This is a genomic window from Sandaracinaceae bacterium (genome assembly GCA_020633055.1).
Lineage (GTDB): Bacteria > Myxococcota_A > Polyangia > Polyangiales > Houyiibacteriaceae > JADJJE01.
In genome coordinates, this window is sequence record JACKEJ010000009.1 from 26,687 (window position 1) to 52,350 (window position 25,664).

Genomic DNA, 25,664 nt, shown 5'->3' on the forward strand with positions numbered 1-25,664 from the left:
AGACCCCCTCGAGCGCACCTTGTCGGACAGATTGACACGCCTCGGCTGACGGCCTACATTCCCCGGCCCGAACTGCGAGGAATTCCGCAATCTTGAGAGGTTCGCAAGTAGATGGCCACCAAAAAAGCGTCCAGCAAGAAGAAGGCCACCGCCGCGCCTGCGAAGAAGGCCGCCGCCAAGAAGGCTGGCGCGACCAAGACCAAGCCCGCTAGCGCCGCCAAGAAGCCTGCGAAGGCCACCAAGGTAGCCAAGGCCCCTGCCAAGGCGGCGAAGAAGCCAGCCACCAAGAAGGCTCCCGCGAAGACTGCCGAGAAGGCGCCCACCAAGGCCGCCAAGGCGCCGGCCAAGAAGGCACCCGCCAAGAAGGCGGCCCCAAAGGCTCCCGCGAAGACTGCCGTCAAGGCGCCCAAGGCCGCGAGCAAGTCGGTCAAGCCGCCGCCCGTGGTCGAGCCCGAGGTCGAGGTCGAGGCCGCTCCTGCCAAGGGCGCGAAGGCCAAGCCCTCCGCCAAGAGCGCGCGCAGCAACGCGACGCTACCGCAACGAGACCCCAGCAAGCCCGCCGTCGAGGAGCTCTACTTCCGCAGCGACAGCGCCTACCTGTGCGTCATCCTGAACCGTCGCACCCGCTTCATCCGCGTGGTGGACTTCCGCGCAGGGGCCCTGCCGGCCAAGCGCCTGTACATCCAGTCGGTGGCCAAGCAGGAGGGCATCCAGAAGGTCATCACGCTCGTCGAGAAGGACGAGGTGTCCAGCTGGACGCGCGTGGGCTTCGTGCGTGAGGGCACCATCCCCGGCTTCTACAAGCGCAGCGACGGGCACCTGTGCGGTTGCGTCATTGGCGAGCGCGTCGCGTCCGTCGAGGTGAGCGAGCGTGACATGCGCGTGGCCGACCGCACCATCGCGGCCGCCAAGAAGATGCTGGACAACCTCGACCCGAAGCCCAAGAGCGCCTCGGTGCAGGAGGTGCCCGAGGAAGAGGCGCTCGCCGCCCGCGACGCGCTGTGGAAGCGGGCCACCGGGTTTGGCTCCTTCGACGCCTTCGGCCGCGACGCCGCGCGCATGTACTACGCGTGCAGCTACAAGAAGGCGCCGGTGAACTACATCTCCGCCGAGTACGAGGACTGCTTCGGTCACTCGTTGGTTGAGATCCTTCGTCGCCCCGAGGACCACGACGGGCTCCTCGCCGTGTCGTGGGCCCTGATGGAGATGTGCGAGGTCCTCAAGGACCGCGGCATCGTCGCGGGCTTCGCCTTCACGCCCAGCGAGGACGTGGAGATGGCCTCGGTCTACCTCGCTTGCGGCTTCCGCAAGACCGGCCTGCTCGCGCAAGGCGTGCTGGTGGGCGACACGCGCCAAGACGCCATCCTGTGGACGCGCAAGCTCGCCAACCCGGGTGACGACGACAGTCAGAGCGAATAGCGCGTGACGCTCACGCAGCCGCGCCTCGTCACCGCCTTCTTCGCCCTGACGGCGCTGGGGGGCTGGGCTCCCGTCGTGTACATGCGCGCGCAGGGCATCCGCTGGGACGAGCCCTTCGCGGTCGCCGTGTATACCTGGACGATGTTCCCGCCCCTCTTGGCGGCGCTGTTCCTCACGGGGCCCGTGCTCAAGAGCCCCGTGCGCGAGGCGCTGGGCATCACGTTCGGCGTGAACCGCTTCTGGGGCCTGAGCTGGATCTCGCCCATCGTGCTGCTGCTCGTCGGCCTGCTCCTCTGCTGGGCGCTGAGCGGGGTGGAGCCCATTCACACCGTCGAGCAGTACGTGGCGTTCAAGCGCGCCGCCGTCTCGCCCGAGAACCTGGCCGTGTTCGAAGAGCGTCTGCGTCAGGACCCGCCCGGACACCCGCTGTGGCTCTTGGTGCGTGGCCTCCCAGCGTCGCTCACGCTGCAGCTGCTGTTCGCGCTGGCGTTCGAGTCGGGGTTCCGCGGCTTCCTGTTCCGCGAGATGCCGGGCGGTTTCTGGGTCCGCTCCCTGCGCATCGGCGCGCTGGCGGGGCTCTACCTCGCGCCTGCCGCGGGCTACCACTTCGCGGATCCGCTCGTCGGCGCCGCGTGCATGGTCGTGTTCTGCGTCGTGCTCTCGCCCTCGCTCGTGTACCTGCGCGTGCGCGCGGGCTCCGTCATGGCCGTGGCCCTGTTCTGGTCCATGCTCTCGACGCTCATGAACGTGGCGCGGGACCTCGCGGGTGGTGCGCCCGATGTCTACCGCCCGTTCTTCGGGTTGGGCGGCATCGCGGCGGCGGCGCTCTTGCTCGCGGCGCTCTACGCCCACGACCGCTTCGTGGCCCCGCAGCGTCTCATGCCGGAGCGGGCGCGCGCGACGCGGTCTGGTTCAGTCGGCTAGGGGCACGGGGTGCCTATGTCAGCCTGGTCGGTCTCCCCTCAGCGCTCGAGGAAGATCGGGTTGGTCACGCCAAAGGCCTCGCGGCCCGGGTGGACTGGTGACAGCGTCGTGTTCTGCGTGCTGTACACCGCGAACACCACCCAGCTGCCGCCCGCGGAGACGGGGACGCTGACCGAGTCCATGTAGCGCACGACGTCGAAGTTCATGTCGTTGGCGGGGATGTCGTCGATGTCGATCGTCTGCACCACCGCGCCGTCCACGATCACGTCCATCATGAAGTTGCCTTGGATCCAGCTAGCGGCCTGCACGCGCACGTCCACGTCTGCGTTCATCCCGACGCCCGTCACGGTGTCGCCGTGGCTCGCCGCGCCCACGTGGGCGTCCACGTAGACGCCGCCCGAGACGAAGCTGTGGCCGCCGTGCGCGGCGTCGCGGATCATGGGGTCGTTCAGCGCGCGGGGGTTGTCCGTGCCCAGCGTCATGCACGTGCGGGGGTAGCCCACGGGGGACCCGCTGATGCCGTGTGAGTCGCTGCTGCCCACGGCGAACATGGGGCGCCCGACGTTGAGCAGCGCGAACCAGTCGCGCACCACTCCGTCTCGGTTGTCCTTCCATCCGCTCCCGTTGAACACCTCGATCATCTGGAACTCGGTGTCCCACGCCTCGAGGTCGTCTACCTGGCCCGTGCTGGGGTCGAGCCCCACGTAGTCGAAGTAGTTCGCGCCGCCGCGCGGGTGGTTGATGATGATCGCGGGCGCCTCGGGGCGGGCGCGCGTGTCGTCGAACAGGTCGGGGGGGCTCAGGAACTCGATCGGGGCGCTCGGGTTCGTGGCCGAAGGGTAGGTCTGCCATTGGGGCGTCCCACCGTTGACTCCGTCGGTCGGGACCACGGGGATCACGCCGAAGTGCCCGTAGAACTCGAACGTGGTCAGCTCCAGCGAGCTCATGCCGTAGCCCCAGGCGCCGAGCCCCAGCTCGAGGATCAGCGGGTCGGTCAGCACCGCGTACTCGTGCTCGGAGCGCGCGGGGATGTCGAGACCGTCGGAGAGTGCCGAGCGCAGCTTCACGTACGCGTCGTCGCCCGAGTCGTTGCTGCGGTGCGTGTGGACGTGGAAGTCGGCGCACTGCACTCCGGTCGTGTCGACCGCGTGTGTGAGCGCGGCGGACACCGGGGTCGTGTTGCCTGCCACCACGGTGATCATCTCGCGGTGCAGCTCGTACTCGGTGCCGCGCGACACGATGACCTCCCAGTCGCCGGGAGGCGCCGTGAGCGTGACCTCGCCGAGGGCGCTGCTGTTGGCGCCGTGGCCCGTGGCGTACTCCACGTGCAGACGGCCGCCGACGACCCCTGGCTCCCCGAAGGACCCGGGCACGCTCGGGATCGTGCTCGCCCCCGCGGGCAGCACCTGCACGCGCACCGGCAGTCGGTCGTCGGGCGCGCTCAGCGCCGGGTCGATGGCCACCACGTGGATGCTTCCGGTCGCCGGTAGCGTGAAGTCCTGGGTGCTCGTCGCCACGGGCACCGCGACGGCCCCGACCACGGCGTCTCCGCGCCGGAACGTACGCATGCGCACGTCGGCGTCGCTCGGCACATGCACGCTGTACGTCCCGTCCTCCGCGGACAGGGTGCGCGTCAGGTACACCGGGGAGCCGCTCGACGGGACCTCCTCGACGTGGACCCGCACACCAGCCGCCGGGGTGGTCCCGTCCGCCTCGAAGACGGTGCCCGTGATCACCCGCTGCGCTTCGCCCTCGGTGCGGGCCGCGGCCGCCAAGACGCCATCGATGCCGCGACCGCCAATGTAGAGGCGCGCATAGTGCCTGCGCGTGACGGTGGGCTCGGTGGTGGCCGCGGCGATGCTGTAGCCGTTCGCCGACATGCCCGTGAAGCCCGACGGCGCGATGAGGAAGCGCATGTCCTGGTCAGGGATGCGGTAGGCCCAGCTCGTCGCGACGGGGTCGTCGAACGCGAGCATCGGCGTGCCCTCCTCGCTGTTGAAGCCCACGCCCACCGTGAACACCGGCATGCGCGGGCCGTACATGAACCCATGCAGCGTGCCGCCGGTCGAGGCGTAGTTGTCGTAGTTGGTGTGGGTCAGGTAGACGTCCACGTGCTCGGCGCCCGGCGCCAGCTCGTAGTCGATGGCGGTGGGGATGCGCCCGAAGTCGCGGCCCAACGCTGCGCTCAGCAGCTTCTCGAGGAACGGCGTGCCGGCCGGGCGCCCCTGCGCGCGGACGACGGCGGGCTCTCCGTTCGTGCCGTCGTTGATGACACCCACGAACTCCGTGACGATGCTCATGCGGCCCATGAAGATGAAGAACTCGCCGAAGTCGCCCGGCTCGAACAATTGGCCGCCCACGACCTGCGCGATGCCCACTGGGCGCCCGCCCCACGGGTCGTAGTTGTCCGAGGGGCCCACGTCCTCGATCACAACGGCGATCTTGTCGTTGGCGAGGATGAAGTCGCCTGCGGCCCACGACTGCAACCCGGAGTGGAACTCCGGGAGCATGCCCGCCGTGGCGCGCCCTGCCAGCGCCTGCGTCGACGTGGCGCCGAGCGGGTTGGCCACGCCGTCACCCCCCTCGTCGTACCAGGGCCCGTCGGGTACCTGCAGCGGGCCGCCGCCGAGATCGCCGAGATCCTCCCCTTGGTCCGTGACGGCCTGGTCGTCCACGCTGGCGTCGGGACTGCCGCCATCGCCTCCGCACCCAGGGTGCAGGGACAGCAGGGCGAGGAGACAAGAGACCCACGCGCGCGCGCGCCGGGGAGCAGCAGGTGTCACGGACATCGCGGCAGTGTAACCTGCTTCGCGGCTCTGTTGCCCGATTGTCGCATCAGGCGCGCAGACGGGTGCCCGAGTCGCGTTGCGCGTCGTCTGGCGAGACGTCGCTCGCGGGATGGCGCGCCCACCACGCGGCCAGCGCGCTCCCGAGCACACAGTGGAAAACGGCGCTGAGTGCCGAAGGGACGGCCGTGAGCGGGTTCGCGAAGTGCGCCCGCGCCAGCACGCTGCCCAGCCCCGAGTTCTGCATGCCCACCTCGATGGACACCGTGCGCGCCACGGTGCCGAACATGGGCTGCCGCGAGAGCAGGCCCCCCAGCACGAACGCCAGGCCGAACCCAGCCGCGTGCGTGGCGAGCACGGCCAGCACCAGCGACGGCCCCGCGTCGAAGAGCGCGTCTCGGTTGAGCCCGAGGATGGCGCTCACGATGAGCACGATGGCGACCACCGCCGCGACCGGCGCGACCGGCAGGATGACGGCCGTCAGTCGCGGGAGCTGGGTGCGGATGAACAGCCCGCCCACCACCGGGAGCAGCACGACGCCCGCGGTGGTCTGCAGCATGGCGAGCGGGTCCACCTCGACCGTGTCGCCGATCAACAGCGTGGAGAGCAGCGGCGTCATGAAGGCGGCCAGCAAGGTGGACACGGCCGTCATGGTCACCGACAGCGCCACGTCCGCGCCGGCCAGGTAGGCCACTACGTTGCTGGCGGTCCCGCCGGGGCAGCAGGCCACCAGGATGAGCCCCACCGCGAACGGGGTGGGTAGCCCGCACGCGCGACCCATCGCGAACCCGAGCAGCGGCATGAGCGTGTACTGCAGCAGCACCCCCACCAGCACGGGCGCACGCAGCGTGGCCACGCGCCGGAAGTCGTCGACCGTGAGCGTCACCCCCATGCCCAGCATGATCACGCCGAGCCCCGGGTTGATGTATGGCAGGAACCAGGTGAACGCCGGTGGGTAGAGCAGCGCCACCCCGGCCCCGAGCGTGATGAACAGCGGGAACGCCCGCACGAAGGCGCTCATGACGACGTGGTCGGTGTGGTGGGGCCTGCTCCGGGAGCGTCCTGCGCCTCCTCGGGCCGCAGCTTCTCGCGAAACAGGTCCAGCACGCGGTGCAGCGCGCGCTGGGTGGGGTGCCCGGCCTCGTCCACCAGGTGCTCCGTCAGCACGCTGTGCGCGATTAGCGGGTTGCCGTGGGGGTTGCCCAGGCTCGAGTCGATCTCGATGCCCTCGAAGCCCGCGCCGAGCTCGTCGCGCAGGCGGTCGAAGCGCGCCTTCGGGCACAGCGGGTCGTGCGTGAAGCGCAACCCCAGCACGGTGAGCTTCTCCTCGCGCGTGCGCCGCTTGATGACGCGCAGGTCGTCGTCGCTGACGTGCAGCCCGCGCCGTGAGGCCGCGTCCACTCCCACGGGCAGCGAGGGTTGCGACAGCACGGGCGCCATCAGCCACGGGTCCACCATCAGCGCGAGCGCGAAGTTGCCCGTGATGCACATGCCCACCGCGCCCACCCCGGGGCCGCCCACCTCGTCGTGCAGGCGCAGGCTCAAGGCGCGCAGCATACGCGTGATGGGGCTGCTGCCGCGACTGGCCAACATGGCGAACTCGCTGCGGATGCATGCGCGGGCGATCTGGCCCAGGGCGTACCCTTGCGTGAGCGGCCGGCCGACCTCGCCGAACAGGTCGGGCATGAACACCGTGAAGCCCTCGTCGGCGACGCGGCGGGCGAAGGCTTCCACCTTCGGGGTGATGCCCGGGATCTCGTGCATGACCAGCACGCCCGGGCCCTGCCCGCGACGGTAGACGTCCCGCGTGAGGCCGTCATGGGTGAAGGAGAAGGAGGTCCAGCCCGCGAGCGTCATGGCGTACGGTTGTACCAGAGTGGCCGTCGGGCTGCCGGTCTGTTCCGTTCCTGCTACACTTCGGGCTCTTAACAACCAAGAGGATGTTCATGGGCGTGGTTCGAATGGGGTTGATGGCCGTCATGCTGTGCGCGACGACCGTCGGGTGGGGCTTGGCTCCGAGCGTAGCGAGCGCGCAGAACAGCGCGGACGAGGAGGCTCGCGCCCTCTTCGAGGCAGGGCGCCTGGCGTTCTCCCGCGGGCGTTACGAGCAGGCGCTGGGCCACTTCCAGGAGGCCTACGAGCTCAGCCATCGGTCGGCGCTGCTCTACAACATCGGCACCACCCACGACCGCCTGCGCCAGGACCAGCAGGCCATCGACGCCTTCGAGCAGTTCCTCGAGGCCGAGCCCGACAGCGACCTGGTGCCCGAGGTGCAGGAGCGCGTGCGCATCCTGCGCGAGAACCAGCGCCCCGACCTGTCGCCGGAGGCCGTGGCCGCGGCGAGCGACCCCAGCAGCGACCCGTCGTCGCCCGCCGCCCCGAGCGAGCGCGACAACCGCATCGTGAAGAAGTGGTGGTTCTGGACCATCATCGGCGTGGTGGTCGTGGGCGCTGCCGTGGGCATCGGCGTGGGCGCCTCGGGGGGCGGGGGCCAGCAGGGCGCCCTGCCGTACGACGCCAACACCATCACGGTGGAGCTCTGATCATGCTGCGTACCTCACTTGCGTTCTTCTTCGTCGCGCTCAGCGCGCTGTCCTTCGCCGGCTGCGGCGGCACCACCCCGCGCACCCAGGTCACCCTGTTCGTCGACGCCGACACCGACGTGCGCGCGGACACCGTGTCCTTGCGCGTGGACTTCTTCGAGCCCGGGGCGACCACGCCGATCTCGAGCGAGACTGTGCCGATGACCAACTGGCCAATCACGTTCGCGTTGATCCAGGACACGCAGGACGACTTCGTGGCGCACGTCTATGCGCTGGGCGTCGGCGGCAGCGTGGTGGCCGAGGGCGTGGCGTGGACCAGCTTCGTGCCGCGCAGCACGCGCTTCTTCTACATGTTCCTCGAGGCCTCGCCCTGCACGTCGGCCATGATCGAGGCCTGCGCCAGCGACGAGGTCTGCCAGAACGGTGGCACCTGCGCCGACGCCCCCTTCACGCCGGGCACGGACCTGCCCGCGCCTCCGGCCGAGGGTGAGAACCCCGACCCGTGTGGCCTCGTCACCTGCGGCACCGACGCGCTGTGCACCGTGGTCGCGGGCGCGCCCGTGTGCGAGTGCCCCACGGGCTTCGCGGGCGACCCGGACGTCAGCTGCGTGGATGTGTGCACCGGCGGCAGCGCCCCCGACTGCGGGGCCAACGGCACCTGCGTCGCCAACGACCAGGGCACGCCCGAGTGCGAGTGCGACTTCCCGTACACCGGCGCGCTGTGCGACGGCTGCAGCACCGGCTGGGTGCTGAATGCGGGCGTGTGCGAGCCCGCGTGCCTCGGCACCTGCGGGATGCACGAGTTCTGCAACGACCAGATCACCATCCCCGTGTGTGACTGCGTCACGGGCTACGGGCGCCTCGGGCCCAACTGCATGTGGGCCGGTCAGGGCACCAACGGCGGCGGCTTCTTGGACAACCAGATCGCGGACGAGACCGCCTGGAACCTCATCCAGACCGTGATCGACGACAACGAGCACGGCGCCGGCAACGGCGTGGCCGAGCCGCAGACGGTGGGTGGCTGCGGCGAGAGCGAGCTCGGACAGATCATCCAGATGCCCAGCTACTCGTCCGCCGAGCCCTTGGTGGTGGAGATCGGCACGGAGCGGCTGGCTGGTGAGTTCGACTGCGCCGCAGCGCCCATGCTGCGCGTGGGTGAGGCGTACACCCGCTTCAACTTCGTGAACTCGCCGACCATGCCCCCCGACCGCATTGGGCGCGCGTGCCTGCCGCCCGGTGGGTACGGGCCGGACGTCGACATCGCGCTCGTCGCGGACCCGTACCAGCAGGGCTTCAGCTCGAGCACGTGCTTCGATGGCGGCGCGCCGATGTGCGAGCCCGACGCCATCGACTCGGTGTTCATCCGCGTCGCGGATCCGGACGAGTGCCCGACGCCGGGCGCCATCGTGAACGGTCAGTTCAACGGCCAGACCGGGTGGAACGTCACCAGTAGCTTCAACGGCCAGAGCGGGTCAGTGGCGTTCAATGTCGGGGCCGCCATGGTCGACCTGTCGAAGATCTGTCAGTCGGCGCAGATTTCGCAGACAGTGACCTTCCCGGACGAGTCGACGTTGGAGCAGCCCGCCCTTCGGTTCCGTACAACTGCGACCGCGGGCGAGGTAATCGTCGTCAACGCAATCACTGGAGGCCTCCCGCAGGTCCTCGTCGAGCCCGTCGGGACGAACGCCACACAAGACACCGTGTACTGCATTCCCCGTTGGCTTCAGGGGACCACAGCGACCCTGCAGTTTCTCTTCAGTCATCCAGGCGGCACGTGCGCGATCGATCGCGTAGCGAGTTACATCGTCGATGATGTCGAGTTCGTGACGGACGCGAGCTGTAGCGGCGACGACACGTCGGCGAACTTCGACGGCGGAAACGGCAACAACCGCATGTACATCGCGCCCCAGAGTCAAAGCGGCACGGCCCCGAACGTCTCGCCGCGGGCTACATACGGGACCGCGCCCTCTGGGAGCGGTCGGCAGTTCTTCATGACCGACAATGGGGTGACGTTCGTGCGCGCGACGTATCTGTCGAGGTGGCCGGTCGACCCGACTGGCGCGTCGGGTCCCATGCTGCGCTTCAGGTACGGCGTCTCCAGCGCCGCATCATCCGCGCGCGTCACGATTACTCCGAGCGCGGATACGTCTACCGAGATCACGGGCACGACCGGTGCACCCTTCCCTCTGGAGACCGTTTGTCTCCCTCGTGCTCTCGCGGGTGAAGTGGTGCCCCTCGGGTTCACCTTCCAACGCACCGGAGGGTCGTCCGTGAGCCACTTCGTGGACGACATCGAGGTCGTGCTCGACCCCGGCTGCTGAGCGGTTGCGGCTGAGTGGCTCCTGACGAAGCGCGGCGGATCCCCGTCGCGCTTCGTCGTTTCGAGGCGGTCACGGAGAACCCGTCCCCGCTGCGCTCGATGCTGGGCGCAGCCGTCCAGCGGCCCACATGACGGGCTCGTCTTCTCGGGACGGGACGGGACGGGGCGGGGCGGTGCGGCGCCCGGTGAGCGTGCTATCTCCTCGGGGCATGACAGCTGTGCGCTGCGATCACTGTGGAGCCCCGCTTGAGCTGGCCGACGCGACGGCGACGGTGCGCTGCCAGTATTGCCAGCACACGCACGTGGTGTCGGCGTTGGGCGTGGCCGTGGATGCGCCCAACGCGGCGCCGGCCGCCACGTACACGGTGGGCCAGGCGGTGCTGTGCGAGTGGCGCGGGCGCTGGTGGCGGGCGCGCGTGCTGGAGGTCCAGCCTGGCGGATACTTGGTGCACTACGACGGCTACTCGAGCTCGTGGGACGAGACGGTGGGGGCTGACCGGCTGCGTCCGCCGGGCGTGCCGCTCACCAGCACGCAGCCGAGCACCCCGCGAGCATCGGGAGGGCGTGGTCTCGGCGTGGCCGTCGCGCTGTTCCTCCTGTGTGTGGTGCTTCCGGTCGTGCTGTGGACGTTCACGCGCGGTGACTCTCCGGCGGGGTCAACCGAGACACCGCTCGGGGCCCAGCCGTCCGCCGCCGGGCAGCTCGTGCCTGGGCAGGCTGTCTCCGTGTACTGGGGCTCGCGGTGGTACGACGCCACGGTGCTCACGGCGCAGCCCGACGGGCGCGTGCGCATCCACTACGACGGCTGGGCCGACAGCTGGGACGAGGACGTGACGCTGGATCGGGTGCGTCTCCGCTAGCTTCCGACACGGCCTCACGGGTGTACCCTCACGGCACCATGCACTACGCCATCCGCATCGAGGCGCCCGGGGGCCCCGAGGTGCTGCACGAGCACTCCGCCCCGCTCGCGCCGCCCGGCCCGCACGAGGTCCAGATCACGCAGAGCGCCGTGGGGCTCGACTTCATCGACTGCTATCACCGCAGCGGGCTCTACCCGCTCGGCAGCATGCCGCACGGCATCGGGCTCGAGGCCGCGGGGGTGATCACTGCCTGCGGTGCTGCGGTCGACCCGACGCAGCTGGGCGTGGGCGAGCGCGTGGTGTACCTGTCTCGTCCGCCTGGTGCGTATGCCAGCGCTCGCAACGTGCTGGCCGAGCACTGCGTGCTGCTGCCGCGCGGCGTGTCCGAGGAGGTGGCCGCCGCGTCCATGCTGAAGGGGCTGACGGCCGAGTACCTGGCGCACCGCGTGGTGCCCCTCGAGCCCGGCATGCGCGCGCTGGTGCACGCTGCGGCTGGCGGCACGGGCTCGCTCCTGTGCCAGTGGCTGACCGCGCGGGGCGTCGAAGTGATCGGCACGGTGGGCAGCGAGAGCAAGGTGGACGTGGCGCGCGGGCACGGCTGCGCGGAGGTGCTGGTGGACGGCGACGGCGAGCGCCCGCTGCCCGAGCGTGTGCGTACGACCGGCAGCGGAGGTGGCGTGCACGTCGTCTACGACTCCATCGGACTGCGGACGTTTCAGGCGTCGCTCGCGTGCCTCGCGCGGCGCGGCATGCTGGTGTCGTTCGGGAACGCGTCGGGCCCGCCCGCGCCCCTGGACGTGCTCTCGCTCTCCACCAACGGCTCGCTCTTCCTCACGCGGCCCACGCTGTTCGACTACGTGGCCACGCGCGCCGAGCTGGTGGCCGCCAGCGAGCGCCTGTTCGACGCCATCGAGCGGGGCGTGCTGAAGGTGCCCATCCACCAGCGCTGGCCGCTGCGCGCGGCCCGAGAGGCGCACCGGGCGCTGGAGGCGCGCGAGACCACGGGTGCGTCCGTGCTCATCCCGTGAGGGCGGCGTGCGCGTCGTGTCACGCGCCCCGCACCGCGTCGTGCACATGGCCGTCTTGCCGCGCGTTGTCGTGCGTCACCGCGCTGCGGCCGCTCACAACCTCCCCGCGATTTCAGGCGCGCAAGTGCGCGTGTGCCTTGGAATCAATGGGCGACCGTCTGTCGTCGGCATGCCGATGTCCAGGATGCAGGTCAAGAGCGCCCCTCCATGACCGCCGCGCAGCGCCGTTCGTATGACCATAGGCTCCGCCTTGCCATCGCCACGTCAGGGGATACCGGGCTCTTCCGCGCCATCGACATCCCGCCGTCGACCCGTCGGTCGTGGACAACGCGTGCGGTGCCCAACGTCGTTGCGTTGCATGAGGAGGATCGCGACCTGGTTGATCTCCAGGTCGCGCTGGCCCGGGTCGAAGCCGCGAACGCGAAGCTGCGCGCCGTCATCAAGCTGCTGCTCGCGCTCCTTGCCGTTCGCGGAGGACGCATCGCGAGCCACTTCGTGCCCACCGGATCCGACAAGGTGCGTCTGCTCGCGGCGGTCCGCCGGGCTGAGCCTGTGTTGGGCAAGCGCGCTGCGCTGCGTGTCCTTGGGTTGGCGCCGGAGCGTGCGCGCGAGTGGAACCGTCGCGCTCTCGAGTGCCAGCTCGACGACGCCTCCTCGTGTCCAAACCAGACCCCGCAGCAGCTCACCCCCAACGAGCGTCGGACCATCCGCGAGTACGTCACCGACTTCGCTCTTCGGCACCTCTCGGTCGCGTCCTTGGCGTTGCTTGCTGCACGCCGCGAGGACGCCGTCGCCTCTGCATCAACCTGGCACCGTGAGGTCCGGCGTCAGGGCCTTCGCCGGCCTCGCAAGCGGATCCATCCTCGCCGCCCGAAGGTAGGCGTGCGCGCGTCCGCTCCCAACGAGATCTGGCACATCGACGCCAGCAAGGTCCGGCTCATCGACGACACCGTCGTCTGGGTCCACGGGGTCATCGACAACTACAGCCGCAAGATCCTGGCCTGGACCATCGGCGGAACTTGCAGGTCGGACGCGACCAGCGAGCTGCTCCGCCAGGCCGTCCAGCTGCTCCCTGACCGCGACAGCATCGTCACGGTGGTCACGGACGGCGGCTCCGAGAACGTCGCGGTCGAGAACGACGTTTTCGCGGGCCTGATTCGGCGGGTGCGCGCCCAGGTGGACGTGGCGTACTCGAACTCGCTCATCGAGTCCTTCTGGGCGCAGCTGAAGCACCGGTGGCTGTATCTCCACGACCTCGACACGGTCGCTGCGCTGCAAGCGCTCGTCGCGACCTTTGTCGAGGACCACAACACCTTGATCCCCCGCGCCGCTCTCGGCGGGCGCACACCCGACGAGGTCTTCTTCCGGCGCGAGGTGGACCTCCCCGAGCAACTCGGCGCGGCTCGCCGTCGAGCATGTGTCGAGCGCGTTCAGTTCAACCAGGCTCGTGCCAGCTGCGGAGGCTGCGACGGACCTGGCCGCACGACCTCGAGAAGGGAGGCGGTCGACGGCTGAGCGGTCGCGGTCCACACTGCTCGCCGAATCAGGAACCCCTTTGATTCATGCTTTGCGCGCATTTGCGCGGTTGGAGCGGGGGGAGGTTGTGACGCGGCGCACCGCGCTCTTCTCGCTCGACCCCCGCCACCTCCGCACCGGCCAGCGCGGCCCGCGCCGCGGCCTGCGCGGAGCGGGACGGGGTGTCAGTCCGCTTCGGTTGTCAACGCTGCTGCGGAATCGCGTGCCATGCGCTCGCTGGAGCGTGAAGTCCGCTAGCTGGTGGGCCCTCGACCCGGGTCGAACTTCACGTCTTGGAGGGTCGCACCGTCGAAGCACGCACCGTCTATGCACGCGCCGCGGAAGTCGCAGTCGACGAGGGTCGCGTCCACAAAGGTTACGTCCTTGAACGATGCCCCGTCGAAGCGCCCGCCAGTGAGCTCGGCCTTGGTGAAGTCGGCGCCCGTGAAGTCGGCGCGCTCGACGTGGGGGTAGGTGTCAGCCAGGGACCAGCGCCAACGTGCACCAGCGAGCTGTGCTGCGGTCCACGAGGAGCCGCGTAGGTCGCAGCTGACGAGTTCTAGGCCGGCCGCTTCGACCTCGTCGAACTTGGACTCGGCGAACGAGGTGTCGAACGCCCACGCGAAGTCGAGCACGGCCCAGCGAAAGTCGCTCGCCGGGAAGCCACACTCGCAGAACTGGCTCTCGGTCAGGTCCGAGCCGCGGAAGTCGACCCCGCTGCCGCCCGAGTAGCGGAGGTTGAGGCGCGGCAGCGATGACATCGGCAGCTGCGCGTCCGCGAACGAGAGCTCCTCCACGGGACTGTCCGCGCCCACCGCAGGGTTCAGAAGCGCGACCGCAGCCTGGTCCGGAACCAAGGAGGGGTCAGACATGCGGTGCCGGTTTTCGGTAGTCCACCATCTTGAAGGCGGGGCCCTTCTTCCGTTCCACGAGGAGCCTTCCATCCCACATCCGCGCCTTGGACGTGGTCAGCACCGGAGATTGCCGCAGGTGGTTCATCGCGGGGTGATAGACCGCCAGCAGCTCTTCGGGGCTAGCCTCCCACGGCTTCTCGTGGAGATCGATGCGGATGCCTCCCCAGGGGAGCTCCGTCACCATGGCGGGCGTCGAGAGCAAGAAATCGCGTCCGAACTGCGCGATGTAGTTCGGGCCAAAGTAGGTTCGCGTCGAGAGCGTGCTGATGCCGTCATGGAAGAAGCCAGACGCGCACCCGTTCATCCGCCTCAAGCTGACCTGGTCGGCATCACCGTACTCCTCGAGTGTCGAGATGCCGGGGAGCGGATCCCATGGCAGCGCAACAACTTCCCCGAAGTCGGGTGTCAGAATGGCGGCGAGCGCTTCGCCTAGCGCCCAGTGTTCCTGCATGCGGGTGATTGGTAGAGCACTGCACTCAATCACGGTTCTTGCGGCGGAACCTGAGGTGCTGAAGTACATCATGTGTTTAGGCGCGCGCGTCCGTTTGAAGTACAGTGACAACGCACCTCCGCGGACAGCAGCCACGGCGTCCTCGAGCACAAAGGGTACGCCGCCGCGCTCGTGCACGGACCACTTCTGCGGCTCCCACCCTGCGTCCCGCATGCATCCAAGAAACGCCGTCAGTGTCGCGGGGTCACGGAGTACAGGGGGGCCAAGTAGGTTCGTTGTGGCGATTGTCATTCTGCGCTTCGCTCCTGAGGGGTGGATGTTACTCGGGTGCCGAGACCCATTGCCGAGAGGCGGAACTCCACCTGACGCGACCAGGACCGCTTCCGTGCGTGGCGGGTTGCCAGCCGGCGGGCTCGCCTTCTGGTCCGGGACCCCACGTGTGCGTGACCGTGGGAACTGGGTCACCTCCGCCCGGCGGCGGGGCTGTCTCGACGTAGTGGACATGGCTATCTGATTCCGCGAGTGGCCCGGTGGGGCGGGGTCGCGGTGGGGTTCCGGCGAGGTCAGGGTGTTCGCTGCTCAGCGTCACGTGGTGCTCGCCGCCCAGTCCACGCTGAGCTTCCAGCTGAGGCGTGTTCGATACGGCCTGCGGGTTGTTTGGGTTGTCGGTGCGGGAGTGCTTGTGGTCATGGATGATCGGTGTCCCGTCGGGGCGGCGTCCGAGACCATCGGGACGGGTGCCTCCTGTGCGGTCGGTTGTACCGGAGTTGTTGTCGCCAATCTCCGCACCCAAGTGCCGCCCCAGCGCCTCGCGACCATCTCGCTCGGGTCCACGAGAGCCGTCACGGTTGGCCTGCGCGCGGGTGGCGTCAGCTTGCCATGCAGCTGGGTCACGGTGCGGCATTCCTCGATTGTCACGCGATGTGCAGTTGCGGTCATAGCGCGCCTGTCGGGCGCCGGCTGCGTCGCCAGCGGTTTGCGCAGCGATAATGCGACGGCGGAAGTGCCGTCGCTGCTCTGGCGTGAGGTGGTCGTCCGACCCGAGCGCTTCATCATCCGTCCGACGAGGCGCACTCGCATCGCCGCCCGCCTGTGGTGGGTCCGTGCCCTCGGCCGCAGCCAACTCCTCCGGCGGGGTCTGCTGCGGGCAGTTCCCAGGGCAGGGCTTGTTGAGCCCGCGTAGATCCACGTCCCGCAGCGGGTTCCCATCGGCGCAGTAGCCGTACAGGTTGAGGCCGCCCTGGATGCCGACCGGGTCACTCTCCAGATACCGACCGAGCTCGGGGGAGTAGTACCGAAATCGGTTGCAGTGCAGGCCGGTGGTCGCGTCGTGGTAGTGCCCCGGGAAGCGCAGCGGCTGGTGGAAGTCCGCGCCGACGTGCACTTCGCACTCGCCGTAGGGATGCACGGTGGCTTCCCACACCACCTCGCCGCCGTCGTCCTCCACGCGCTCGGGGCAGCCCCGGTGGTCGGTGAAGTAGTAGTAGCGCTCGCCATCCTCTGGGCGCTCGGCGGCTTCCTCGCGCGACGCGTAGTCCACCGCCATGAACGGCACCAGCGCGCGCTCGTCGATGTACACGTACACGCGCAGGGACCCGGTGGGTCCTTCTTCTGCAGCGAGCCTGTCCCCGTACCACCAGAACCGGCTGCGCTCGCACACCCGCGCGCCGTCCGCGTCGCGTCCGTAGGCGCGCACCTCGGTGCGCCTGCCGAGCGCGTCGTAGTCCGCTTCCCACACCGTCTCCGGCGCGCCATAGCGGTGCAGCTCGAGGCCGTACGCGGGGTGCCCCGGCGGGTACACCTCGCCCGCGTCGGCCGCCGCGAACGAGATGCGCCGCAAGCGGTCCAGCGCGTCGTGCTCGTAGACCAGCTTGCCCCACGCTCCCGAACGCGACCGGACATGGTCCCGCTCGTCGTACGCGAACCGGTCCCCGTTCGCGCGGTACAGCCGGTTCCCGCGGTCCAGCTGCACCAGCCCGTCGTCGCGCCCGCCCACGTGCGCGTCGCGCAGCCCAGGCTTCTGGCGGAGGTTGCCGGCCGCGTCGTGCGTGTACGCCTCTTGCCGGCCGTCCGCGTGCGTGACCGTCGCGAGCCGGTGCGCGGCGTCATACGCGTAGCGCGTGGTCCCGCGCAGCGAGTCCTCCCGCGCCCGGAGGTCTCCTTCACCCGAGCGCCAGAAGCGCCGCGCCCACGGGCGCTCCACGCGGTCCGCCCCACCGCGGAAGCGCGTCTTGCTCAGGCAGTGCCCGCGCCCGTCGTGCTGCGAGACCTCCGTCACGCCGCTCGCCAGGTCCCGCTGCACGATGCCCGCGCCCAGCCGCTGCACGCGGTGCACACGGTCCGTCGGGTCCACCACCAGCACCGTGTCGGCGCTCGGGTAGTGGTACTGCACCCCCACGCCCAGCGTGCTGATGCCCAGCACGCGCTCGCCCGCAAAGCGCACACGCACGCCCTCGTCGTCACGCAGGTCCGCTTTGCGACGCCCCGCCGCCGTGTGCTCGAACGTGCACGCGCCCGCGGCGTTCGCGGCGAGCGTCTTGTACCCCCGCGCGTCGTGCTCGAACGTCTCTTCCTGCCCGTCGCACGTCGCGCGCTTCTGCAGCAACGCGCCCGGGCCGTGCGTGTACTGCACCAGCGGCGTGCCGTCCTCACGCAGCTTCGCGCTCAGCCGGTCCACCGCGTCGTACGTGTAGCGTTCGCGTACCCTGTCGTGGCGCTGCACCGTCACCAGCCGCCGCTTCAGGTCGTACTCGTAGCGGCTCTCGGTGCCGCCGGGGTCCACCACGCCCAGCAGGTCGTTCCAGCCGCTGCGCTCGAAGCGCGTCACCCCGCCCAGCGGGTCGTGCGCCTCGACACACGCCGTCCACTCCCGGAACACGTACTCCCACGTGCCTCCGTCGAAGTCCGTGTAGCGCTCGAGGTTCCCGGTGCCGTCGTAGCGGTACGTCCGCCGCAGCACCTCGCCGCCCATCGACTTCTCCACGCGCACCAGCGTGTCGAACGCGTCGCGCTCTTCCCGCTCGACCCCCGCCACCTCCGCACCGGCCAGCGCGGCCCGCGCCGCGGCCGGCACCTGCGGCGGCAACGAGCCCGACCACGGCACGTCGAAGCCCAACGGCACCAGCCGGCCGTGCTCCCACTCGAGCGCCACCTCGGGGCCTTCGTACTCGAGCGCCGCAGCCACTTCGTGCGGGGCCGCGTCCAGCGGGCGCACGTGCCCCGTGGGGTCGCGCTTGCCGAGCACCGCACCCGCCGCGTCGCGCACGTACGGGTAGACCTGCCCGGTCGCGTCCACTTCCGCCACAGGCTGCCCGCGCTCGTCGAGCTGGAACGACCGGATGCCGCCGTACGGGTCTTCAATCTCCAGCAGCGTCCCCGTGGGCTCGTACCGGTACCACCACTGCGCGCCGTTCTCTTCGTGCGTCACCAGCGTGCACTGCTTCGTGGGCAGGTACGTCAGCAGCAGCGCCACCTCGCCGTGCTCGCCGCGCGCCCGCGTGCAACGCCCGGCGCCGTCGTACGCGTACTCGAAGGCGTGCCCGCGCCGGTTGACCTTGCGGGTCATGTAGCCGGCGTCGTCGTAGCTGAACGCAAACGCCTTGCCGTAAGCGTCCTTGCCGCCCAGCAAGAACCCGTAGCGGTCGTACTCGTACACCAGCAGCTGCCGCTGCCCCTCGGGCGTCAGCCACACCACAGAGCGCAGCAGCCCCTCGCGGTCCCACTCCACGCGCAGTGTCCGCTCCGCGTAGTCCACGACGCCCACCAACCGCTCGTGGCTGTCGTACTCGAAGCGCGCCTCGTGCAGCCCCTCGTACATGCGCGTCAGCAGCGCCACGCGCCGCTTGGGGCCGAAGTCCCGGCGGAACTCGTACGCGGGCGCACCGGCCGTGCGCACCTGATACAGGTCGTCGCCCACGCGCACCAGCACGTGGCCCTGACGGGTGTCGCGGTCCCCGACGTGCTCGAGGTGACCAAACTCGACGACGACGCCGTCCGGTCTCTCGTAGCGCACTCCGTCCAGATCGAAGCGCAACAGTCGATCGAACTCGTGGCGGTGTCCCCAGCCGTTGCCACGCTGGTCGTTCACGTGGAGCGTACCGTAGTAGCGCCGCCACTCGAAGCGCGCGGGACCGCGCAGCGAGAACTCGATCGCCTTGTCCCGTACCTCGCCCGTGATTACGTCCACGACGACTCCGCGCTCGACTCACGGGTCGGCGCCACCGCTGGGCAACGCTTCAGCGTGGACACGTCTGCACTCCGCCCGCGCGCACGGGATCATCAGGACCGTGGCCCGGCCGCCGCCGCAACCGCTGCATGGCCCGCCCCGCCAGCCGGCGCGCAGCACGAAACAACGGCGCGGCGATCTGGAGGTCGTTCGGGATGGGCACACCCCCGATCAGCACGTTGGCTTGAGCCGGCACCATCATCCCGAACCCAGGCGCCACACCAGGGTCTTTGCCGGCCAGCATCGACAGCGCCAACGCGGCCACATCGAGCGCAGCTTGCGCCGCGCCAGTGGCCGCAGCCAGCGCTTGTCCAGCCGCGGCCGCCGCGTTGCCTTCCGCGGCCGAGGCCGACGAGTCCATCGCCGAGGTGGCGGCCCCCACGGCACCCAGCACGGCACCTGCCGCGCCCATGGCGACGAGGGCCTTCACCGCCTTTGGCTGAATGGCCTGCAGCGGGTTGCAGTGCAGCGTCAGGTCCATCGCGCGCGCCGCTCGCGCTCCCCCGATGAACACGTTACTGGACCCGGTGACGATCTCGAACGTGGGCGAGAGTGAGCCACAGGTCATCGCCGCTCCCATGTCTCCGGCGCGCGCCGCAGGTAGCCCACCGATTAGAACGGAGGCACACGTTGCCAGCGAGATGTTGCCCAGACTGGGCAACGGCACGGGGACTGGGGCAGGCGGGATCAAGCTCGGCGGGTGCATGTGCCCGTGCAACGAGCCCACGTGCATGGTGCCCAGCGTGAGGGCGGGCAGCCCAACGCCGTTGCCGAAGATGGCGTTGGCTGCGAGCGCGATGCCCACGTTGTCCAGCTCGCCCGCGAGCCCCACGACGCCCAACACCCCACCCAGCGCGGCCTGAACCCAGCCCAGCGCGCCATGGTCCGGGTCCGGCCGACCCACCGAGGCCATGGATGAGTTCACGGCGTCGGCGAACATGTTGACGCTCACGGCCGCTGGAGAGCTGGAGTTGATGGACGGGATGGCAACCAGCCTCGGCCCAGGGTCGCGGCTCGCGTCGTGGCTGGGCGCTTGGCCCTGGCGGTTGGCGTTTGCGACGGCGGACCGCGCGATGTGCCCGGCGCGTGGCGTGGTCATGCGCTCATCCTCCGTTCCATCGCGGCCATCAGCGCACGCTCGCGGGTCACGGCGTCCGACTGCTCGCGCATCCCATCGCGCTTGGCTATCCGCTGGCGCCGGTCCAAGGCGTTGCCCCACAGCGCAAACATCGAGAACTCCCGCGACAGGTCGCTGGCTGCGATCCAGTGCGCCAGCGCCTCCCCAGTGCGCCCCGTGTCCACCTTGACGTCTCCCTGCTTCAACGACGCCTCGATCCGAACCGCCAGGTTCCCGAGCCCCGTCGCGAGCTTCTCGGCGAGGTCGTAGTAGCCCAGCGCGTCGTCGTGCTGGCGCAAGGCGTGGCACACATCGCCCAGGCTACTCGCCAGCAGCAGCGTCACGGGGAGCGCGTGCGCTTCGGTGGCCGCCAGGCCGATGCCCTGCATGAACAGGGTCTTGGCGTCTTCGGGACGCCCACCGCGCTCGGCGGCGAGACCCATGCCGTGCAAGCACAGCGCGCGCATGGAGACGTTGCCGGTCTGCGTGAAGTGTCCGTACGCGGCACGAAACTTCTTCACCGCGTCGGGGTAGTTGCGCTGCGCGAGGTCCATGCTGGCCAACTGAACCATGCCCGCCATGCGCTCGGGCATCGGCGTCTCGGGGTCGGCCGTGGCTTCGCTGATTCCGTCGAGCAGCGCTTGCGGCGACAGATTGGCGTCCAGCACGCGGATGTCCCCGATGCCCTCGCGACGCAGGAACGGCAGCACGAACGGGTTGCTGGCGTCGTCGCGCACGAACACCCGCACCCCGCGCATCCAGTGCTCGTGTCCGGCCCGCGGAAAGAAGCCCGACACGATGGTGGCGTAGGCGCTCCTGTCCGCGATCTCCAGCGGAAGGAACGCGATGACCAGGTGACGGTCGAGAGGATCTCCCGCCAACTGCCGAAAGTGTTCCACCATCGCCTTCAAGCGCTCGAAGACCGTGGCGCTGGCATCACCGCAGATCTCCGGGAGACCAGCGAGCGGCGGAAAGCCTTCCTCGGCCAGCTCCTCGTTCGCGCGGTCGATGCACAGGTTGGCGCGAACGAAGATGGACTCGAGGTACGCGTCGAGACCCGTACAGGGGACCGCGAACGAGAGGAAGATGTCCGACGGCGTCTCGTCCTCCACGGCCTGTAAAGCGGCCCAGCGGGGATGCGCACCACGCCAGCGATGGAGCTCAACGTGTAGGACGGCCAGACCACGAGGAGCGCTGGGCCAGTGCGCAGGAAGGCGCGCTCGATGAAGCGCACCAGACGCAAGACGCGTGGATAGCGTCCCTCGATGAAGCCCAACGCCGCGCCACCGAACGCTGCGCCGACGGCCCAGGCCGCGTACATCCCAAACACCCGGCGCGGCACGCAGATGAGCAGGACGGTGCGCAGGTCGAGCGAGGTCGCGGTGAGCATGATGTGCCGTTGGTGTCGGGGCTCAGCCCCAGCAGCCACTCGGGGTGATGCAGCAGCAGCATGGGCGAGAGCGCCGTGCCAATCGCGCCGACCATCGTGCTGACGGCGGCGAGCAACGCGGCCCAGCGCTGCTCGCGGCTGGTGCGTGGGGGCGTGGCGCGCAGGCTCGGGGCCAGCTGCCCGACGAGCGGTGAGTCCTCGGAGGAGCGCGCGTCGTCGGCTTGACGCCCCACGGTATCAGCTGCCGTGCGGCAGGCCAGCGCCCCTCCGCTACCTTCGTCTGGTCAGCGGGGCGGGGCCTGCTAGATCGGGCGCATGTTCCTTCGCAAAGCGGCCCTGCGCCCCGTGCCCCGTCACGCGGTGGTGGACGAGCACTTCGTCCAGCTCGTGGAGGCGCAGCTGGACGCGCACGAGGACGACCTCCAGGGCCTGCTGGACCGCGGCTATTCCGAGCTGGACAGGCGCCAGCCGGCGCTCAGCGACTGGCTGGCGGAGCAGCTCCTCGGACGGCCAGGACGAACTGGTGCAGTCACTCGGGTACTTCTTGGTGGTGACCGTCTTCATGATTTTCCGCGAGGCCTTCCCGACGCGCCTCGAGGAGGTCGACGAGCGCTCGCTGCAGATCGCCCTCGAGACCCTCAGCGTGGACGAGGAGCTGCGCGCCAACGATCCCACGGAGACGCTGGATGCAGCGACGACGTGGTCGCCATGGGTCAGCCCGCAGTGCTCGACTTCGTGCAGCACCACGTGGAGGAGGCCATCGAGCAGGCCGAGGGAGAGGTCGAGCTGACGGAGCTCGACAGCGTCTACCGCGCGCTGCTCGTGGAGGTCATCGCGCTCAGTCACGCCGTGACCGGGCCACGCGGCGAGGCCCGCAGCCACATGGTCTCCTGACGCCCTCCTGCATCACGCTCGGGCGTCCGCGATCCTCGGTCGATCGTGCCCCTCTACGGACCGTTGCGGGGCTACCGACCCCTGGGACGCGCCGAGCCGCTCGAGGAAGTGTGGGAGACGTGAGGAGCTCCGCCACGAACCCGACCTATTTGGCAAACCCGTCGTTCGGTGTCTCGACGTCACGCGTCGGCAGGCCGAAGCCGCCGCCCCCGCGACCCCGCTGAATGCGAGGCGTGCCATCATCATGACCAAGGCTGGGCCATCTGCGCAGCTGCGCACGCCGCGGCGCCCTTTGCCTGCAGCAGGTTGCTCCACGTGCGCGAACACGCGCTGGGCCGTGTGGGCGATGGACGCGCCACCACGCAAGAGAGCAGGGGGATGGTCAGCCGGGCGCTGCGCATCGCGCTGGGGGTGCGCCGCGTGGCGAGCACGAAGCGAGCTGCGCCAGCGCGACTCGCAGGCGGGTCCACAGGTTGACCCTTGCGATCCAGCGCGAACGTGTACGCAGAGGCGGATCTCGCCAGGCTGGTCGTCGAAGATGCGCGAATTCGATGAAGGGCAGGAAGAAGCCGACGAACGTGGTGATGGCGCCGAGCGCGATGGGCCCGCGCGCCATGAAGCCGGGGTGCAGCGCACCGTGATGCGCTCCTCGGGCGCCGCCTGTTCACGCAGCACGCCCTTCGTCCAGTCGGCTGCGCAGGCGATCGAACGGGACGAGCTCCAGCTCGTGCTCCGGGCAGTGGGTCAGGCCCTCGAACGACTCTTCGCAGAAAGGGCAGAACAGGACGGACACGGGGCTGGTACCTCCGGCTTGGGGGCGGTGGCCCCGGCCCCGCTAGCGGCTTCGTCGGCGTCGTCGCGCTTGGCCAGGGTGTCCAGGAACGCTCGCTCCAACGTGAGCTTGAACGGCGCCATGTGCCGCACAGGCTGCTTCGCCTCGCTGGGCGGCGCGCAGGATGGCGTCGGGGGCCCACGGCGTCCGGCAAGCGGACGCAGCAGCGCCGCGCCATCGCGCTGCACCACGCAGCGCCTCCATCTCGAGCGCCTTCCGCACCGCGTCCGGGTCGCCCTTCACGCGCACCTCGTAGATGCTGTGGTCGGTCCGCAGCAGCTCTGCCTGCGCCGCCCTGGCGTAGAGCGCCTCGCCCTGCGTCATGACGACGACTTGGTGGCACGGCTTCTCGACGTCCGGGAGGTATGTGCGTGGACAGGATGACGCTCGCGCCGGTGCGCTTGGGGATGTCCAGGATCAGCGCCAGCATCGGTCGTCGCGGCCGCGCGGGTCGAGGCGCGCACTGTGGCGTACTGCGACCTACACCGTCAAGGTTCAACATCCAGGGTCTCGCTCTCGGCGCATCCCGTAGCGTTGGCGTGGCTCCACCGACTGCGACCGGTACGTGCCATCAGTCCCTCCTCACCCGCCCGCCACGCGCGGCACCCCCAAGACGTGGCGTGAGCGCTTGACGGCGCTGGCCCACGTGCCGGCGTTCTTGCGCGAGGTGTTCCGCGTGCACCGGGGGCTGGCGCTCACCAGCGTGGGCGTGCGGCTGGTGCGCGCGCTGCTGCCCGTCGCCACCCTCTACGTGGGCAAGCTGATCATCGACGAGGTGCTGGCGCTGCTGGGGGGCGGGCCGCTGCCGGCCGAGCTGAGCGCTGCGCTGCTGAGCCCGCAGCTGCGGTCGCTGTGGGGCCTCCTGGCCGTCGAGCTGGGTCTGGCGGTGCTGGCCGACGTGCTGGGCCGCGTGGTGTCGCTGGCCGACGCGCTCCTGTCCGAACAGTACAGCAACGCCATGGGCGCGCGCGTGATGGCGCACGCGGCCACGCTCGACCTCGAGGACTTCGAGGACAGCGAGCTGCAGGACCAGCTGGACCGCGCGCGGCGCCAGACCATCGGGCGCACACCGCTGCTGGGGCAGCTGTTCGGTCAGGCGCAGGATGCCCTGACGGTGGTGTCGTTCGCCGTGGGCCTCGTCGCGTACGCGCCCTGGCTGATGGGGCTCCTGCTGCTGGCGCTGCTGCCCGCGTTCCTGGGCGAGGCGCACTTCAACGCGGAGAGCTACACGCTGGACTACCGGCGCACACCAGAGCGACGCGAGCTGGACTACGTGCGTCAGACCGGGGCCAGCACCGAGACCGCCAAGGAGGTGAAGATCCTCGGGCTGCACGCGTTCCTCATCGCCCGCTTCGAGGCGCTGGCGGCGCGCATCTACGCGCAGAACCGAGCGCTGTCGCTGCGCCGCGCGGGGTGGGGCAGCCTGCTCACGGCGGTCGGCACGCTGGGCTACTACGCGGCCTACGGGGTCATCACGTGGCGCACGCTGCGCGGGGACTTCAGCGTGGGCGACCTGACGTTCCTTGCCGCGTCGTTCCGGCGCCTGCGCACGCTGCTCGAGGGGCTGCTGAGCGGCTTCTCGTCGCTCGCCGGGCAGGCGCTGTATCTCGGCGACCTGTTCTCGTTCTTCGAGGTGCGCCCGGAGATCCTCTCGCCGTCCGACGCGCTCCCCTTCCCTTCGCCCATGCGGAGCGGCTTCCGCTTCGAGGACGTGGGCTTCCGCTATCCGGGCGCGGAGCGCTGGGCCGTGCGCCACCTGAGCTTCGAGCTCCCCGCGGGGCAGGTGCTGGCGCTGGTCGGGGAGAACGGGGCGGGCAAGACCACCATCGTCAAGCTGCTCGCGCGCCTCTACGAGCCCAGCGAGGGGCGCATCACCCTCGACAGCCACGACCTGCGCGAGTACGACCTCGACGAGCTGCGCGCGCACATCGGCGTCATCTTCCAGGACTTCGTGCGCTACCACCTCAGCGCGGGTGAGAACATCGCCGTGGGCCGCATCGATGCGCTGGAAGACCAGGCGCGCATCGAGCGCGCGGCGGAGCAGAGCTTGGCCGACGAGGTCATCGCCAAGCTGCCCCGCGGCTACGCGCAGGTGATCGGCAAGCGCTTCAAGACGGGCGTCGAGCTGAGCGGCGGCGAGTGGCAGAAGGTCGCCATCGGGCGCGCCTACATGCGCGACGCGGACGTGCTCATCTTGGACGAGCCCACGGCCGCGCTGGACGCCCGCGCCGAGTACGAGGTGTTCCAGCGCTTCAAGCAGCTGAGCGCAAACACCACAGCGGTGATCATCTCGCACCGCTTCTCGACGGTGCGCATGGCCGACCGCATCTTGGTGCTGAGCGGCGGGCAGGTGGAGGAGGAGGGCAGCCACGACGCGCTGCTGGCACGCGGCGGGCGCTACGCCGAGCTGTTCGAGCTGCAGGCGGCGGGCTACCGCTGAGCCGTC

Annotated in this window: 20 protein-coding genes; 10 read left to right on the top strand and 10 right to left on the bottom strand. The window is 69.9% G+C overall.

What is annotated here, in order from left to right:
- The first annotated feature begins 111 nt into the window (after positions 1–111).
- Together H6726_20195 and H6726_20200 are read left to right on the top strand one after the other, a co-directional pair.
- On the top strand, positions 112–1,419 hold the full coding sequence (locus H6726_20195; protein ID MCB9659982.1) for a hypothetical protein: 1,308 nt from the start codon (positions 112–114) through the stop codon (positions 1,417–1,419).
- Between the two features lie 3 nt (positions 1,420–1,422).
- The gene (locus H6726_20200; GenBank protein ID MCB9659983.1) at positions 1,423–2,343 is read left to right on the top strand and encodes a hypothetical protein; all 921 of its coding nucleotides are present in this window, start codon (positions 1,423–1,425) and stop codon (positions 2,341–2,343) included.
- Positions 2,344–2,381: 38 nt separating this feature from the next.
- Here the strand turns inward: H6726_20200 and H6726_20205 are convergent, their stop codons facing one another.
- Genes H6726_20205 through H6726_20215 form a run of 3 tightly spaced genes read right to left on the bottom strand, consistent with a single transcriptional unit; the run spans position 2,382 to position 6,986 of the window.
- Positions 2,382–5,132 carry a CehA/McbA family metallohydrolase gene (locus tag H6726_20205; protein ID MCB9659984.1) on the bottom strand — a complete coding sequence of 917 codons (2,751 nt, stop codon included), beginning with the start codon at positions 5,130–5,132 and terminating at the stop codon, positions 2,382–2,384.
- A 46-nt stretch (positions 5,133–5,178) separates the two neighbouring features.
- On the bottom strand, positions 5,179–6,150 hold the full coding sequence (locus tag H6726_20210) for a bile acid:sodium symporter family protein (GenBank protein MCB9659985.1): 972 nt from the start codon (positions 6,148–6,150) through the stop codon (positions 5,179–5,181).
- Positions 6,147–6,986 (bottom strand): dienelactone hydrolase family protein, encoded by an 840-nt coding sequence (locus H6726_20215; protein MCB9659986.1) that lies wholly within the window; start codon positions 6,984–6,986, stop codon positions 6,147–6,149. Before H6726_20215 ends, H6726_20210 begins: the two co-directional genes overlap by 4 nt.
- 89 nt (positions 6,987–7,075) lie before the next feature.
- On the opposite strand from H6726_20215, the gene H6726_20220 reads away from it, so the two are divergent.
- The 5 genes from H6726_20220 to H6726_20240 all read left to right on the top strand — a co-directional run bounded on the left by H6726_20220 (position 7,076) and on the right by H6726_20240 (position 13,395).
- Positions 7,076–7,672 (top strand): tetratricopeptide repeat protein, encoded by a 597-nt coding sequence (locus tag H6726_20220; protein ID MCB9659987.1) that lies wholly within the window; start codon positions 7,076–7,078, stop codon positions 7,670–7,672.
- Positions 7,673–7,674: 2 nt separating this feature from the next.
- Positions 7,675–9,993, top strand: a complete 2,319-nt coding sequence (locus tag H6726_20225; GenBank protein ID MCB9659988.1) for a hypothetical protein — start codon at positions 7,675–7,677, stop codon at positions 9,991–9,993.
- A gap of 208 nt (positions 9,994–10,201) precedes the next feature.
- On the top strand, positions 10,202–10,852 hold the full coding sequence (locus H6726_20230; protein ID MCB9659989.1) for a hypothetical protein: 651 nt from the start codon (positions 10,202–10,204) through the stop codon (positions 10,850–10,852).
- A gap of 38 nt (positions 10,853–10,890) precedes the next feature.
- Entirely contained in the window at positions 10,891–11,880 is a 990-nt protein-coding gene (locus H6726_20235; protein ID MCB9659990.1) for a quinone oxidoreductase, read from the top strand.
- A gap of 336 nt (positions 11,881–12,216) precedes the next feature.
- Positions 12,217–13,395, top strand: coding sequence for a transposase (locus tag H6726_20240; GenBank protein ID MCB9659991.1), 1,179 nt, complete (start codon positions 12,217–12,219; stop codon positions 13,393–13,395).
- 254 nt (positions 13,396–13,649) lie between these two features.
- On the opposite strand, the gene H6726_20245 is transcribed toward H6726_20240, so the two are convergent.
- The 5 genes from H6726_20245 to H6726_20265 form a co-directional block, all read right to left on the bottom strand.
- Positions 13,650–14,267 carry a pentapeptide repeat-containing protein gene (locus tag H6726_20245; GenBank protein MCB9659992.1) on the bottom strand — a complete coding sequence of 206 codons (618 nt, stop codon included), beginning with the start codon at positions 14,265–14,267 and terminating at the stop codon, positions 13,650–13,652.
- Positions 14,260–14,937 (bottom strand): hypothetical protein, encoded by a 678-nt coding sequence (locus H6726_20250; GenBank protein ID MCB9659993.1) that lies wholly within the window; start codon positions 14,935–14,937, stop codon positions 14,260–14,262. The genes H6726_20245 and H6726_20250 overlap by 8 nt, the downstream gene beginning before the upstream one ends.
- 142 nt (positions 14,938–15,079) lie before the next feature.
- Entirely contained in the window at positions 15,080–18,946 is a 3,867-nt protein-coding gene (locus H6726_20255) for an RHS domain-containing protein (protein ID MCB9659994.1), read from the bottom strand.
- Between the two features lie 49 nt (positions 18,947–18,995).
- A complete protein-coding gene (locus H6726_20260) occupies positions 18,996–19,691 on the bottom strand; it encodes a PAAR domain-containing protein (GenBank protein ID MCB9659995.1) in 696 nt (231 codons plus the stop codon).
- Between the two features lie 389 nt (positions 19,692–20,080).
- Positions 20,081–21,214 carry a hypothetical protein gene (locus tag H6726_20265; protein ID MCB9659996.1) on the bottom strand — a complete coding sequence of 378 codons (1,134 nt, stop codon included), beginning with the start codon at positions 21,212–21,214 and terminating at the stop codon, positions 20,081–20,083.
- 338 nt (positions 21,215–21,552) lie between these two features.
- Between H6726_20265 and H6726_20270 the strand changes: the two genes are divergently transcribed.
- Entirely contained in the window at positions 21,553–21,717 is a 165-nt protein-coding gene (locus H6726_20270; protein ID MCB9659997.1) for a hypothetical protein, read from the top strand.
- A 45-nt stretch (positions 21,718–21,762) separates the two neighbouring features.
- Here H6726_20270 and H6726_20275 read toward each other — a convergent pair whose 3' ends face one another.
- Positions 21,763–22,056 carry a hypothetical protein gene (locus H6726_20275; protein MCB9659998.1) on the bottom strand — a complete coding sequence of 98 codons (294 nt, stop codon included), beginning with the start codon at positions 22,054–22,056 and terminating at the stop codon, positions 21,763–21,765.
- A 144-nt stretch (positions 22,057–22,200) separates the two neighbouring features.
- Between H6726_20275 and H6726_20280 the strand changes: the two genes are divergently transcribed.
- Positions 22,201–22,386: a hypothetical protein gene (locus tag H6726_20280; GenBank protein MCB9659999.1), complete on the top strand. Its 186-nt coding sequence runs from the start codon at positions 22,201–22,203 to the stop codon at positions 22,384–22,386.
- Positions 22,387–23,221: 835 nt separating this feature from the next.
- Here the strand turns inward: H6726_20280 and H6726_20285 are convergent.
- Positions 23,222–23,542: a hypothetical protein gene (locus H6726_20285; GenBank protein MCB9660000.1), complete on the bottom strand. Its 321-nt coding sequence runs from the start codon at positions 23,540–23,542 to the stop codon at positions 23,222–23,224.
- Between the two features lie 313 nt (positions 23,543–23,855).
- Here H6726_20285 and H6726_20290 point away from each other — a divergent pair, with 313 nt between their 5' ends.
- Entirely contained in the window at positions 23,856–25,658 is a 1,803-nt protein-coding gene (locus tag H6726_20290; GenBank protein MCB9660001.1) for an ABC transporter ATP-binding protein, read from the top strand.
- Positions 25,659–25,664 lie beyond the last annotated feature (6 nt).

Bases quoted from the DNA above. Each gene is read 5' to 3' on its own strand.
- H6726_20195 (MCB9659982.1), top strand. From the start codon at position 112: ATGGCCACCAAAAAAGCGTCCAGCAAGAAGAAGGCCACCGCCGCGCCT.
- H6726_20205 (MCB9659984.1), bottom strand. From the start codon at position 5,132: ATGTCCGTGACACCTGCTGCTCCCCGGCGCGCGCGCGCGTGGGTCTCT.
- H6726_20210 (MCB9659985.1), bottom strand. From the start codon at position 6,150: ATGAGCGCCTTCGTGCGGGCGTTCCCGCTGTTCATCACGCTCGGGGCC.
- H6726_20215 (MCB9659986.1), bottom strand. From the start codon at position 6,986: ATGACGCTCGCGGGCTGGACCTCCTTCTCCTTCACCCATGACGGCCTC.
- H6726_20220 (MCB9659987.1), top strand. From the start codon at position 7,076: ATGGGCGTGGTTCGAATGGGGTTGATGGCCGTCATGCTGTGCGCGACG.
- H6726_20225 (MCB9659988.1), top strand. From the start codon at position 7,675: ATGCTGCGTACCTCACTTGCGTTCTTCTTCGTCGCGCTCAGCGCGCTG.
- H6726_20230 (MCB9659989.1), top strand. From the start codon at position 10,202: ATGACAGCTGTGCGCTGCGATCACTGTGGAGCCCCGCTTGAGCTGGCC.
- H6726_20235 (MCB9659990.1), top strand. From the start codon at position 10,891: ATGCACTACGCCATCCGCATCGAGGCGCCCGGGGGCCCCGAGGTGCTG.
- H6726_20245 (MCB9659992.1), bottom strand. From the start codon at position 14,267: ATGTCTGACCCCTCCTTGGTTCCGGACCAGGCTGCGGTCGCGCTTCTG.
- H6726_20260 (MCB9659995.1), bottom strand. From the start codon at position 19,691: ATGCACCCGCCGAGCTTGATCCCGCCTGCCCCAGTCCCCGTGCCGTTG.
- H6726_20270 (MCB9659997.1), top strand. From the start codon at position 21,553: ATGGGCGAGAGCGCCGTGCCAATCGCGCCGACCATCGTGCTGACGGCG.
- H6726_20275 (MCB9659998.1), bottom strand. From the start codon at position 22,056: ATGAAGACGGTCACCACCAAGAAGTACCCGAGTGACTGCACCAGTTCG.
- H6726_20280 (MCB9659999.1), top strand. From the start codon at position 22,201: ATGGGTCAGCCCGCAGTGCTCGACTTCGTGCAGCACCACGTGGAGGAG.
- H6726_20285 (MCB9660000.1), bottom strand. From the start codon at position 23,542: ATGACGCAGGGCGAGGCGCTCTACGCCAGGGCGGCGCAGGCAGAGCTG.